12 protein-coding genes are annotated in these 13961 nt (G+C 41.2%); 3 read left to right on the top strand and 9 right to left on the bottom strand.

Annotation, left to right across the window (positions count from 1 at the left end; translation table 11 throughout):
* Positions 1 to 308 precede the first annotated feature (308 nt).
* On the bottom strand, positions 309 to 1292 hold the full coding sequence (locus tag SPD89_RS02995; RefSeq protein ID WP_336260482.1) for a zinc-dependent alcohol dehydrogenase: 984 nt from the start codon (positions 1290 to 1292) through the stop codon (positions 309 to 311).
* A gap of 12 nt (positions 1293 to 1304) precedes the next feature.
* Positions 1305 to 2735 carry an aldehyde dehydrogenase family protein gene (locus tag SPD89_RS02990; RefSeq protein WP_336260481.1) on the bottom strand — a complete coding sequence of 477 codons (1431 nt, stop codon included), beginning with the start codon at positions 2733 to 2735 and terminating at the stop codon, positions 1305 to 1307.
* Between the two features lie 655 nt (positions 2736 to 3390).
* Between SPD89_RS02990 and SPD89_RS02985 the strand changes: the two genes are divergently transcribed.
* The 3 genes from SPD89_RS02985 (at position 3391) to SPD89_RS02975 (ending at position 6440) form a co-directional block, all read left to right on the top strand.
* Positions 3391 to 4752 (top strand): hypothetical protein, encoded by a 1362-nt coding sequence (locus SPD89_RS02985; protein ID WP_336260480.1) that lies wholly within the window; start codon positions 3391 to 3393, stop codon positions 4750 to 4752.
* Between the two features lie 113 nt (positions 4753 to 4865).
* Positions 4866 to 5879 carry a LacI family DNA-binding transcriptional regulator gene (locus SPD89_RS02980; RefSeq protein ID WP_336260479.1) on the top strand — a complete coding sequence of 338 codons (1014 nt, stop codon included), beginning with the start codon at positions 4866 to 4868 and terminating at the stop codon, positions 5877 to 5879.
* A 390-nt stretch (positions 5880 to 6269) separates the two neighbouring features.
* Complete coding sequence (locus tag SPD89_RS02975) at positions 6270 to 6440, top strand: hypothetical protein (protein ID WP_336260478.1); 171 nt, start codon at positions 6270 to 6272, stop codon at positions 6438 to 6440.
* A gap of 816 nt (positions 6441 to 7256) precedes the next feature.
* Here SPD89_RS02975 and SPD89_RS02970 read toward each other — a convergent pair.
* The 7 genes from SPD89_RS02970 to SPD89_RS02940 form a co-directional block, all read right to left on the bottom strand.
* Entirely contained in the window at positions 7257 to 7448 is a 192-nt protein-coding gene (locus SPD89_RS02970) for a hypothetical protein (protein ID WP_336260477.1), read from the bottom strand.
* On the bottom strand, positions 7445 to 7624 hold the full coding sequence (locus tag SPD89_RS02965; protein WP_336260476.1) for a hypothetical protein: 180 nt from the start codon (positions 7622 to 7624) through the stop codon (positions 7445 to 7447). Before SPD89_RS02965 ends, SPD89_RS02970 begins: the two co-directional genes overlap by 4 nt.
* The gene (locus tag SPD89_RS02960) at positions 7621 to 7827 is read right to left on the bottom strand and encodes a hypothetical protein (RefSeq protein WP_336260475.1); all 207 of its coding nucleotides are present in this window, start codon (positions 7825 to 7827) and stop codon (positions 7621 to 7623) included. Before SPD89_RS02960 ends, SPD89_RS02965 begins: the two co-directional genes overlap by 4 nt.
* A 245-nt stretch (positions 7828 to 8072) precedes the next feature.
* Entirely contained in the window at positions 8073 to 8852 is a 780-nt protein-coding gene (locus SPD89_RS02955; RefSeq protein ID WP_442961029.1) for an enoyl-CoA hydratase-related protein, read from the bottom strand.
* Between the two features lie 413 nt (positions 8853 to 9265).
* Positions 9266 to 10471, bottom strand: a complete 1206-nt coding sequence (locus tag SPD89_RS02950; protein ID WP_336260473.1) for a thiolase family protein — start codon at positions 10469 to 10471, stop codon at positions 9266 to 9268.
* Between the two features lie 3 nt (positions 10472 to 10474).
* Positions 10475 to 11335: a 3-hydroxyacyl-CoA dehydrogenase gene (locus SPD89_RS02945; RefSeq protein ID WP_336260563.1), complete on the bottom strand. Its 861-nt coding sequence runs from the start codon at positions 11333 to 11335 to the stop codon at positions 10475 to 10477.
* Between the two features lie 396 nt (positions 11336 to 11731).
* Positions 11732 to 13255, bottom strand: a complete 1524-nt coding sequence (locus SPD89_RS02940) for an aldehyde dehydrogenase family protein (RefSeq protein WP_336260472.1) — start codon at positions 13253 to 13255, stop codon at positions 11732 to 11734.
* Between the last annotated feature and the right edge of the window lie 706 nt (positions 13256 to 13961).

Genomic DNA, 13961 nt, shown 5'->3' with positions numbered 1-13961 from the left:
GCCTCCTAAAATTTTATAATTTTGTATGAGGGAAAACTCATCTTAACTAATTCATTTAACATCAGCATGTGCCGATCCTCTTCTACTTGAGCCGAGTACCGATCTCATCTAAACTTGTGCCGAGTTTTCCTAAGATGTGCCTTTCTTGACAAATATGTGCCAATTTTTCCAAGGATGTGCCTTTCTAGACAAATATGTGCCAATTTCAACTAAAAATGTGCCAGTCTGCCACGACATGTGCCGATTTAAGAGAAATATGTGCCGAGTTTTCCTAAGATGTGCCTTTCTTGACAAACATGTGTAAATTATCAAAACTCCAGCACGATTTTTCGATAATTTCCCGAAACAGCTTTTTCATATGCTTCCTCAAACTGCGCAACAGGTATAATTTCGGAAATAATCGGTTCTACGTAAAATTTTTCATCCAATAAATACTCAATACTCTTTAAAAAATCTTCTGGAACGTTATAAATAATCGACCCGAAAATCGTCAACTCTTTTCGGACCATTTTCACAACTGGAATTTCTGCAACTGTCGGAAAACCAACTGCGACAACGGATCCACCGGACTTTACGACATCGACACATTGTTCAAAAGATGCTCGTACACCGGCGACTTCCACTACAACGTCAAACTGATTTTCTTCCACTTCATCCGGATGCTTAATCACGATATCCGGATAATGCTCCTGCACTTTTTGCAGTTTTTCCGGATTAATATCAATCGCTGTAATCTTGCCACCAAAATAACTTGCAAGCGCAACCGCAAGCATTCCTTCTGTTCCGCAACCAATAATCGCAACTGAAGTTTCCGCATCAATGTTCACTTTTTTTAACGCATGAACTATGACCGCTAGTGGCTCAATTAAAATCGCCCGCTCTTTCGCAAGCTGTTCGGGAACCGGGATGACGTATTTAGATGCTACGATAAATTCCTCCGCAAATCCCCCATGTTCATTAATACCAAGAGATTTTTTCTCTGGACAAATATTCGTCTTTCCTTTTTGGCAAAATTCACACCTTCCACAATAAGAGTTAGGCTGGACGACAACACGTTGTCCAACGTGTATGTCCGTTTCCGCGCCCGTCTCCACGACTTCGCCTAACACTTCATGCCCAGGGACGACTGGATAGGCTGCGTGTGGCAATTTACCCTTAAATACAGAAACATCTGAGCCACAAATACCACCGTATATTACTTTTATTTTCACTTCATCGTTGTTTACTTCTTCACCGGCTGGTACTGTTTTCCACGTAATTTTACCGGACTTTTCTATATATAAAGTTTTCATAATTACACCAACTTAATCCATTCGAAGTACGATCATTTTTGATTCGGTCATTTCTTCTACTGCAAAACGCGGACCTTCCCTGCCAATCCCGCTATTTTTCACTCCGCCATAAGGCCAGTGATCTAGGCGGAAATTCGATGTTCCGTTAATGACAACACCGCCAACTTCCATTTCATTAGCAACTTTGTAGGCAAGGTCAATTTTGTTCGTAAAAAGTCCAACTTGAAGCCCGAACGGCGAATTATCTGCCTCGGCAATCGCTTCTTCTAATGTAGAAAATGGAATAACACTAACGATTGGTCCAAAAACTTCCTCACAGACAACTTTTGCTTCTTTCGGAGGATTTTTAAGGACAGTCGGAACTACAGAAGCCCCATTCTTTTCTCCACCATGTAAAATTTCAGCACCAGATTTCACCGCTTCATCAATCCAGCTCATAATTCTATCAGCTGCATTTTCATCAACCAATGTTCCTACGTCTGTGGCAGGATCTAGCGGATCACTGACTTTTAATTTGGCAACCTCGGCAACTAGTTTCTCCGTAAACGCTTCAACTACGGTTTCATGAACGTAAATTCGTTGAACAGAAATACAGCTTTGACCTGAATTTGAATAACCGGTGCGCGCACATTGCGTCGCCGCTCTCGTTAAATCAGCATCTTCATGTACGATCGTTGCAGCGTTTCCACCTAATTCATAAAGTTGTTTTTTAATGCCAGCAAGTTGGGAAATGTTTTTGCTCGCAATAATTCCACCAGTAAACGAAATGATGTTTACACGGTCATCGCTTACAATTTGCTGACCAACTTCAACGCCGCCTAACACCATATTAATCGCGTTTTTTGGAAAACCTGCTTCAAATAACAGATTCAGTAAAGCAGTCGCAATTAATGTCGTTTGTGGTGCCGGTTTCAAAATTGTCACGTTTCCACCAGCAAATGCCGGACCAATTTTGTGACAAACAAGGTTTAGCGGTGCGTTAAATGGCGTAATCGCTGCCACAACTCCGACCGGAACACGGAACGTTGCGGCCATCGTGTTCATCCCACGAGATGAAACATCCCCAGGCATCGTTTCTCCATGTAAACGTTTTGCCTCTTCCCCAGAAAGTTCGAGTGTCTCGATAGATCGATCCACCTCATCTAACGTATTTTTTAACGGTTTCCCAAGTTCACTTGATAAGAGTCTCGCAAACTCTTCTTTCCTTTCTTCTAAAAGAGCAGCAACATTTTTTAAAATATTTGCCCGTTTTAATGATGGAATCTGCTTAATTTCTTTTTTACTCCGATAAGAAGCTTCAAGAGCACGCTCCACATCATCCTTTGTTGCTAAATATTGCACACCAATTTTCTCTCTGGAATACGGATTAATAATCTCAACCTCTTCACTGGTCCCAGCCAGCCATTCTCCCTCTATAAAAGAATTCGCAACTGTAAGTACCATCTGATCACCCTCTGTAAAAATTGTATCGATCTAATTTTTTTGTTTTAAAACCTCATTTTCTATTGATTTTCCAATAAAATGGAGTAGTATAATAAATAGTGAGCTCACCGTTAGATCGATCTAATTGTAATCGTTATCAATATAATACACTAGATTTTATAAAAATTCAACACAATTATTTGAAAAGTTTAGAATTAAGTAGTGGATCGTTGTAATGCGGATCCCGTGGTTAATTCGAAATCTTCGTGGTTATTCCGCGGATCCGTGGTTAATTCGATATCTTCGTGGTTATTCCGCGAATCCCGTGGTTAATTCGATATTCTCGTGGTTATTCCACGAATCCCGTGGTTATTTCGATATCTCCGTGGTTATTCCGCGGATCCCGTGGTTAATTCGAAATCTTCGTGGTTATTCCGCGGATCCGTGGTTAATTCGATATCTTCGTGGTTATTCCGCGAATCCCGTGGTTAATTCGATATTCTCGTGGTTATTCCGCGGATCCCGTGGTTAATCCAAGACTGGATTCAGTTCAGTGATTTGCGTTAGTGATCCAAGCGAACTTCATGAGTCATTCAGAAGATTTTTTACCTTCCCTACTTAATTCAGCGATTTTCCGCATCATTCAGTGGACTAGCACTATTTAGGAGGTTGTTTCATGCTTCGTCTCTATTTATACCCGATATTAATCATTCTATATATTGTAGCAGCGTTGTTTCCAAATGAGGCTTTATTCCAACTCATTGGGATTGTTGCCAACATTACGATCTTCGTTTCCTTATTTTACGCACGAGGGCTTTACTTGTATTCTGGAATTCTATTTTACGTGATCGGACTCGTCCTCTTTCTTACAAACAATCTCTCGTGGAAAACTTTTTTCTTGCAGTTTGATTCGATGCTCGGCATCCTCGCTCTCTTTATCATGCTACCATTTTTAAATTCACTCATTCTCGTTGGTCGCTATGATAAACATTTGAGTTCACTATTAGAATATAAAGTTCAGAATGTTGGAGATTTATATAAACGAGGTGGACTTGTCAGCCATATTTTAGGGCTATTTCTTAATATAGCAACGATTCCGCTTGTCTTGCATTCACTGCATACATCATTAAAAACGTATCCTAAACCGATGACTGATAAATTTTATACACAAAGTCTCCTCCGGGCATATGCACTCTGTCTTATGTGGAGTCCGATGGAAATTATGGTCATCCAATCGCTCGAAGTTACTGGAAAAGATTATTTATTCATCTCGCCGTTTTTAATTGTATTTGCTGGGGTGATGCTATATCTTGATACTATTTTTGGGAAAAGAAAATACTCTCATTTACCAATCCAGCCAACAGATGGAGCGATTTCAATAAAACCGATCCTCAAAAAAATAAGCGAGCTTTTTATCTTACTTGTCTTGCTTGTTGTGGCGGTGACGATCCTTAACCGCATCATTGGAGAAGGATATCTATTTTCATTAGTGTTGTTAGTTATTCCGGTTTCGCTCATTTGGGCCAATAAAAATCGAAAAATAAAGCGATATGTTGTACACACAATTCCGCATTGGAAAATGAAGACGAGGGGGCAAGCAAATTTCTTTTTTATGTTTTTGTCTGCGGGATTTTTTGTCAATATGGTTGCGGAAACAAAAGTGCTCATTGTGTTGCAAAATTTGTATACTGCGTTTTCTAGCAAAGAGCTTATTTTATTCATTTTAATCGGTCTTTATTTTTTCGTTACATCATTTATCGGCTTTCATCCGCTTGTCTCAATTGTGCTGCTGGCAGAGATTTTACGACCGGTGCTTCCGGAAATTTCAAGTATTCCGTTAACAATGGTTTTAATTACCTGTAGCTTAAGTACGGTGATGTACAGTCCATTTAATGTGTCGTTGTCAATTTTAGCGAGTGAAATTAAACGAAATTCATACCAAATTAGTGTGTGGAATATAGCGTATGCCTTATTGCTAATTAGTATTTCAATTGCTTTTGCTTATACCATTCACGTCATTTCTGGATTTTTTACTTGACTCATGCTAGTCGGAAACTATTACAAAATCTATACTTTACAAGGTTTATATACTATAATATTGCTTAAAAGAGATATATTGAGCGCGTTTTGACAAAATATGGGGGGACAATGATGACAAATAAACCACCGCGCCGCGTAACTTTGCAAGATGTTGCAAATCATGCTGGAGTTTCGCGTGCAACCGCATCACTGATTGTTCGAAACAGCCCGAAAGTTGCAGATAAAACGAGAGAAAAAGTATTAAAATCAATGGAAGAACTCGGTTATGTGTATGACCGGGTAGCTGCAAATTTACGTTCCCAAAGTTCATCGACGATTGGAACGATTATTACCGATGTTGGAAACACTTTCTTTGCGCAATTTTTACTCGGCGTGCACCGAGAACTAGAAAAATACGACTACACCGTGTTACTTGGAACAACTTTTGATTCATTAAAAGACCAAGAACGGCTCATTTCGACGATGCTGGAAAATCGTGTCGGTGGGATTTTATTATGCCCAGTTTCTGCAAGTTCGACAGAAACGGTGGAACGAATTAAAAAATTAGATATCCCAGTTGTCGTAGGGATTCGTGAGTTGCAAAATTTAACTTGTGATTATGTTGGAATCGATTACGAGACTGGAGCTTATATGGCAGTGAATCATTTACTTGAAAAAGGACATAAGCGAATTGCTTTTATTGGTGGAATTTCTGATTCTACAACGTGGCAAGAGCGAATGGACGGATATCGAATTGCCCATGAAGAAGCCGGAATTTCCATTGATTATTCACTTATTGTTGACAGTGAGCCGACGAGAGAAGGCGGTCTTAAAGCAATCCAACAATTAATGAGCCAAGAAAATCCGCCGAAAGCAATTTTTTGTTTCAGTGATTTAATTGCCTTTGGAGCCATTATTGGTCTGCGCAAAATGGGACTCACACCCGGCGAAGATATTGATATCGTTGGTTTTGACAATATACCGGAAGCCGAAATTTCATACCCTCCGCTTACAACGATTTCCTCTTTTGCTAAAAAGACCGGGACAAAGGCAGCGAATCTTTTACATAAACGGATTAGCGAGCCACAACGGGAAAGACAACGAATTATTATTGAACCTGAATTGATTAAACGAGAGTCGTCCTAAGCGAATGCATTCGATTCAATGCCAATAGGTTCGAATTTGGTGCCGCCGTCCTCCTTCTAGCGACCGTCAGGCCAAAATAAAAAAATGATCAAGAAAAAACTTTGACCTGGTAATTTTTCCTTAAACAAGGATTGTGAGAAGTTGTAAAAGACTTTTGTTTAAATTTGAAGGGGGATGTTTATGATGAATCGGATAAAGAGGATTTTTATTTTTTCATTAATTTTTGCTTTAGTTTTTCAACTGTAGGAACCTCTGGTATATCTAATGTTAAGGCTTTTCAATTAGAAAATGAAAAAAGTAGATTTCAATCAAGATAATCCTGATTTAGTAATTTTAGAACGGTATTTTAATAAAGGGTGATTTTTATAGTCCTGAGGAATTTGAGGAGACTTGAAATCTGCAGAAATAGTTGTATTGGGTGATAGTGGCGACAATGATAGTTCATCTGTTCAACCCTTTTTTACATTGACCCCTGCCATTTATTTTGTTCCTGGTGTAGGACAGGTTGGATTACTTGCAACTGGTGCAATAGTAGTTGGTGGAGTTACAATGGTTATATAAACCTATTTCTAATTACTTTAATGATCCCAAAACAGTGATTTCCTCCAATTATGGAATACCAAAATCCTTATTAGACTCAAATGGAAAGGTGAAATTGGGTAGCTTTAAGTGCGTGTTCAAAACTCCCATGTCTTTATAGACACCGCAATGTATGAAAATGGGGGCATGCGGTTTAATTTTGAGCTACTCTGTTAATCATAATATTATAGGGACAAAGGAGGATAAAAAGGATCAAGAAGTTCGAGGCGGCGTAGCTCCCGTCAGCGGAATGTATGCATTTAGATACATGAGTAGCGGAGAAACAAGCATTCGTGCGAAATTCGCAGTGCATTTTTACCGGACTTTTTGAACATCCTCTTTAAAGACAAGCATGGGAATACACCTTTGAATAGTTTTTAATGGTTTCACACTTAATTATCATGAATCAATTAACGTTTATGAAATGAAAAAGGTTGTTTTCATTTCCAAAGATAATGATTAAATACATGGGATTTTAGAACTTGATGAAAGTAACAAGGTTAAAATACACCCAAGATGGAATGTTAATTTTTCTATTGAGGAGACGAAGGTTACAATCGGTTTCATTATGAAAATGAATAATAATTTCTTTGGATAAAAGGTGGCGATTGCCGCCCTTTTTATTTTGCCCCTCGGTCTGCTACCACAAAAATATATTGACAACCGCCATATATTAGGCGTAAAAAAGACTACCAACTGCGCAAGAAGGTAGCCCTTTTTATGGTGTTTTGCTGTCCCATATTAAATGTGGACGCACACCACACGCCCGAGACAGCCATTTGTACTTTTCATTGTATCTTATCTTGTATATTTGTCAATTATCATTTCCCGCAAATCATCAAGTTCGTTTTGGCCATCAACATATGTTTGCAATAAAGCCCGATTCTCTTTCGTTAATGGGATAGCTCCCAATAAATTAATCGCTTCAGCATTAGCAACAAATCTTTCTCGTTGCTCTTTTGTCGTATTAACAATGCTGTATTTACTCATATTTTCCCCCCTCTTAATAATCCCGATTCCCTATAAATATCCTCTTCCTCGGGAACAGATTTTATGTCAAATTCACTATAGATCGCGAGCACCAGCTGGCGAATCTGATCATCATTATAGCCAATTTCCAAGAATAGCATATCTAAGAGATGCATAATTGCTCCATTCGCTTTCATTTTCCAATCGCATTCCACACAGCTCCACGTAAATATTCAGACCGATTGCCTTCTGTTAATAACGATTGGGCACCAGTATCAATCAATACACCATCAACTTCAAAACAGTACACATTTAATTTTACATTCCCAAATGATGCGAAACCATTTATAAAATGAACATGACCTACATTATCAATGATTGATTTTGTTTTCAGAAACATGATTGGTAAACTCCCTATCTTTTTAGATTGAACATAGAATAGCATAAAATGAATCGTCATTCAATATCAATATATATATATACCTATAGATCATAGAATGTTTTATCCTTTTTAAAATATTAAAAAATTGCCACATACTTAGCCAATATGAACTAAGTGTATGGCAATTTCAATAATAGGAAATAGAAAATAGCAATAAGTTCTATATTCTGGAACTTTTCGCAATACCTAGCCCCACAGCAAGTTTACTTTCCCTTAAACTTCGGCTTCCTTTTTTCAGCAAAAGCCGCCAGCGCTTCGAGTCGATCTTCTGTATCAATCGTCAACTCGTATGCTTTAGATTCGATTTTTATACCCGTATCAAGATCTGTGTTCATCCCTTCGTTGATCGCAAATTTTGCCTGACGAATTGCGACAGGTCCATTCTGCGTAATTCTGGACGCGAGCACCTTGCATTTTTCCAACAATCGCTCCTGTTCCACAACGTCAAGCACTACCCCAAGCTCTTTCGCCTCAGCGGCATCAAATTTTCTTGCGGTTAAAATTAACTCTTTTGCCTGCATTACTCCAACGAGCCGAGGTAAACGCTGTGTTCCTCCTGCACCGGGAATGATTGCCCAACTCGTTTCCGTTAGTCCAAACTGACTGTTCATTGCTGCGATCGCCATGTCACATGCAAGCATTAGTTCGAATCCCCCACCAAAAGCATAGCCATTAACAGCTGCAATCGTCGGCTGAGGGAGTGCGGCGACCGCATTGAACACGTCTGCAATCAGCTTGACGTTTCGGCGCACTTCATTCGGGGTGAGTGTTTTTCTTTCTTTTAAATCCGCCCCAGCGCTAAATGCTTTTTCGCCAGCTCCCGTAAAAATGACGACTTGTACGTCCGGGTCAAGGTGAATCTCTTCTACCGCGTCTTGCAATTCAGATAACGTTTGGTAATCGAATGTGTTGAGTGTTTTTTCACGATTGATCGTTACATAACAAATTCCATTTTCTTTTTCCGTAATGATATTAGACAACATTTTCACCTCTTATTTTGGAAAACATATGTATATTTGAATCATATGGTTGAATACGACTTTTCATACAGAGTAAGACCTATACATTTTTTCTCAACACGAAGCATGTTACGTGAGACACTTTGCATCTTTTCTCGACACTCAGCATGTGGCATGAGACACTTTGCATCTTGTTCAGTCACTAAGCATGAAACCCTAGATGAATTACTCACTTCTTCTATAAGAGGATGTTCAAAAAGTCCGGTAAAAATGACACTGCGAATTTCGCACGAATGCTTGTTTCTCCGCTACTCATGTATCTAAATGCATACATTCCGCTGCTCGAAACTGCGCCGCCTCGAACTTCTTGGTCCTTTTTATCCTCCTTTTCGCGGTGTCTGTAAAGACATGGGAGTTTTGAACACGCACTATAAAATTTATCCTTCCACATTCTCCACAATCGCCGCAATTCCTTGTCCAACGCCAATACACATTGTCGCAAGGCCGTATGTAGAGCCGCGTCTTCTCATTTCATAAATAAGCGTCGTTAAAATTCTCGCACCGCTTGCTCCGAGTGGATGTCCAAACGCAATCGCACCACCATTGACATTCACTTTATCCGAATCAAGCCCCAACTGACGAACACACTCGATCGACTGGGAAGCAAACGCCTCATTTAATTCAACCAAATCAATATCGTCCAGGGCGACTCCTGCGCGCTCGACCACTTTTCTCGTTGCAAAAATTGGACCTAACCCCATGATGCTCGGCTCAAGTCCGGAAACAGCGCTTGCACGATATTTTGCCAATGGCTTTAAGCCTAACTCCCGTGCCTTTGCAGCACTCATTAGTAACAGCGCACTCGCGCCATCGTTTACTCCCGAAGCATTTCCAGCTGTTACCGTTCCATCTGGAAAAATCGGACGCAATTTTGCGAGTACTTCACGACTTGTATTTGGACGAGGATGTTCATCCGTATTAACAATTATTGTATTTCCACGTCTATCTTGATAAGTAACCGGAACGATTTCATCCGCAAATCTCCCCGCGTCCATCGCTTCTTTTGCCTTCATCTGGCTTTGATAAGCAAATTCATCCTGTTCTTCCCGCGTTACTCCGAATTGCTGGGCGACGTTTTCAGCAGTTTCAGGCATCGAATCCGCCCCATACATTTTCGCCAATTTTTCATTCGTAAAACGCCAGCCGATCGTTGTATCAAATAATTCCTTATTCCCACGCGCAAACCCCATTTCTGGTTTCGCCATCACATACGGTGCGCGTGTCATACTTTCTGTTCCGCCAGCAATATAAATATCACCCTCGCCAGCAATAATCCCACGCGCAGCATAGATTACCGCATCAAGCCCGGAACCACATAACCGGTTAATCGTCGTACCACCTACATTCTCAGGGAGTCCGGCAAGTAAAGCGGACATGCGCGCTACATTTCGATTATCCTCTCCTGCCTGATTCGCATTTCCAAGCACGACATCCTCAATTTGCTCGCTCGGCACATTCGGATTTCGCTCCATCAACGCTTTTATCACTACCTGCGCCAAATCATCTGGACGAACATCTTTCAATGCCCCATTGTATCTGCCAAAAGGCGTCCGAACTGCATCAACGATTACTACTTCCTGCATGACCTATTCCTCCCCTGTTGAATAATCGTAAACTCCTTTACCACTTTTTCTGCCGATCCTCCCCGCCATCACATACTGTTCTAACAGCGGTGCCGGACGAAATTTATCTCCTAATTTTTCATGTAAATACCGTAAATTGTTCAAGCGTGCATCCAGACCAACGAGATCTCCTAATTCGAGTGGACCCATCGGAAAATTTAAACCCAGTTTGATTGCCTTATCAATATCTTCAGCAGAAGCTACCCCTTCTTGTAGCATATGAAATGCCTCATTCCCAACGAGCGCACTAATCCTGCTTGTCACAAACCCTGGAAATTCATTCACTTCCACCGTTTCTTTTCCCATTTTTTCCGCTACTTGACGCACCACTTCCACCGTCTCATCACTCGTCTCAAGTCCTCTTACAATTTCAACGAGTTTCATTATATGTACTGGATTGAAAAAATGCATTACCGCAAATTTTTCTGGCCGGTTCGTATACGATCCAAGCTCTGTCGGACTAATCGTAGACGTATTTGATGTAAAAATCACCCCATCCCGAGCATGTGCTTCTGCCTCTTGCATGATACTCTGCTTAAGGGAGCGCTTTTCCGGCACCGCTTCAATGATAAAGTCTGTCTCCTTTACCGCAGCCGCTAAATCGGTAGACGTATGCAAATTTCCAAATAATACTTCCTTCTTTTCTTCCGTTAGCTTACCGCGCACGACCCCTTTTTCAGCTGTCTTTTTAGTTGTATCAACCGCATCTTGCAGCTGAGTTTCTGAAATATCTACTAATATTGTCTTGAAGCCGGCAAGGGCGGAGACATACGCAATCCCCCGCCCCATAACACCAGCCCCCACGACAGTAACGTGATTTATCATCATGGGTACGCCTCCTTTTGTTCAGATTCAATCTATTCTAAAATCTTCTTTCGCTAATGTTACCGAAAGGATGTGCCTTTCTCTGCGAACATGTGCCGGTTTTTCGAAAGATGTGCCTTTCCACTAGAACATGTGCCGATTTCTCGAAACATGTGCCTTTCTACGAGAACATGTGCCGATTTACAGAAAGATGTGCCGTTCCATGCGAACATGTGCCAGTTTCTCGAATGATGTGCCTTTCTACGAGAACATGTGCCGGTTTACCGAAACAAGTGCCTTTCCACCAGAACATGTGCCGATTTCTCGAAGGATGTGCCTTTCCACGAGAATATCGATCACTTCATCCTAACTGGAATCATCCGAAAAAATAAGGCATCTATCCAACCAAACTTATCTTTATACGCCAAACGGATTGATTGGCTTCGAACCATAGTATGACAACACACTTTTATCTTCCATATACAAATCAAGCGACTCGACCGCAAGCTCACGCCCAATTCCCGACTCCTTATATCCACCAAACGGCGTTCCCGGGAATGCGGAGAACGGACTATTCACCATCACAACTCCCGCTTCAAGCTGGTGCGAAACTCTCGTAGCACGCCCCTGATCTGTCGTCCAAATTGCTGCTGCCAATCCGTACCGCGAATCATTCGCCCGCGCCACAACGTCTTTTTCATCTGAAAACTTCTCCACTACAACAACTGGGCCAAAAATTTCCTCACGCACCGCTGCCATATCAGGAGTTACATCAACGATTACCGTCGGTGCGTACCAATGTCCATTTTCATGCCCTTCAATCGTAAGCTCCTCACCACCAGTAAGTACCGTCGCACCATCCTCAACCGCTGAATTCACATATCCATCAATAATTTCCAGCTGCTCTCGGCTTATAATGGAGCCAACATGAGTCGCCTTATCAAATGGATCACCTAAGTTCAATTTCTTCGTCTTCTCGACAAATTTTTCTAAATATTTATCATAAATCGATTCATGCACAAACATTCTCGAACGCGCCTCACACGATTGCCCTGTATTAAAGTAAATTCCGAACAACGACCCCGCAACAGCAGCATCTATATCCGCATCTTCAAACACAATATTCGGCGATTTTCCGCCAAGTTCAAGTGTAATCCGCTTCAACGTACCTGAAGCTTTCGCCATAATATCTTTTCCGATCGGTGTTGAGCCCGTGAAAGCTACTTTATCCACATCCTCATGCTCCACGAGATAATCTCCAACGACCGCACCCGATCCCGGAATTGTATTCACAACCCCCTCTGGCACACCCGCTTCATGGCAAATTTCGTTAATCAAAATTGCTGTCACCGGCGTCAAGCTAGCTGGCTTCACGACAACTGAGCAACCTGCCGCAATCGCTGGTGCAATTTTCCATGCCGCCATCATCACCGGGTAATTCCACGGAATGATCTGCGCACACACACCAACCGGCTCCTTATGCGTATAGTTGAAAAACCCGTACGGCATATTGTTCACCGTTCCACGATGCCCAACAATCGCACCTGCATAAAATTCAAAATCCTCAACAGCCTGATTAATCTGCGCGATTGCCGCCCCAACCGACTTTCCGCTATTTAACACTTCCATCTCAACGAGTTCCTTGAAGCGATCCCGCATGATTTCTGCAATTTTATTCATCACACGTGCTCGTCTTCCAACAGGCCATCTTCTCCACTTTCCATGATCAAAAGACTCCCTCGCCGCCTGCACTGCTTTTTCAGCATCTTCCCTGGTCGCCTTTGCGACGGTTGCAAGCTTTTCTCCCTTCGCAGGATTGTATGTATCCATTACTTCATTCGCTACACTTTCCACCCGCTGGCCATTAATGATCATCTGGTAATGGTCCCGTTTCATCGTACCTACTTCCGTAATCAGTTCGTTTGTAACTGTCTCTTTCATAATTAAATTCTCCCTTCTATATAATGAATCCATCTGTCGTTATCGAAAATGGTACATCTGACCTTAAATTGGCACATCTTACTCGAAATCGGCGCATTTTTCCAAGAATCAGCACATCCCTTACGAATTTGGCACATTATTCTCCAAAATGGCACATTTCTTAAGTAATTAGCACATCTGACCTTAAATTGGCACATCTTACTCGAAATCGGCGCATTTTTTCAAGAATCAGCACATCCCTTCCGAATTTAGCACATTATTCTCCGAAACAGCACATTTCTTAGGAAATTAGCACATCTGACCTTAAATTGGCACATCTTACTCGAAATCGGCGCATCTTTTCAAGAATCAGCACATCTTTTCCATAATTGGCACATTATTCTCCGAAACAGCACATTTCTTAGGAAATTAGCACATCTGGCCTTTAATTGGCACATCTTACTCGAAATCGGCGCATTTTTCCAAGAATCAGCACATCCCTTACGAATTTGGCACATTATTCTCCAAAATGGCACATTTCTTAAAAAATTAGCACATCTGACCTTTAATTGGCACATCTTTTCAAAAATCGGCACATCCCTTCCGAATTTGGCACATTATTCTCCGAAACAGCACATTTCTTAGGAAATTAGCACATCTGACCTTAAATTGGCACATCTTACTCGAAATCGGCGCATCTTTTCAAGAATCAGCACATCTTAGCCTA

This window comes from Pseudogracilibacillus sp. SO30301A (genome assembly GCF_037072025.1).
Taxonomy (GTDB): domain Bacteria; phylum Bacillota; class Bacilli; order Bacillales; family Amphibacillaceae; genus Pseudogracilibacillus.
Note: the sequence above shows the minus strand (reverse complement) of the source record. Positions and strands in the feature narration are given on the sequence as shown.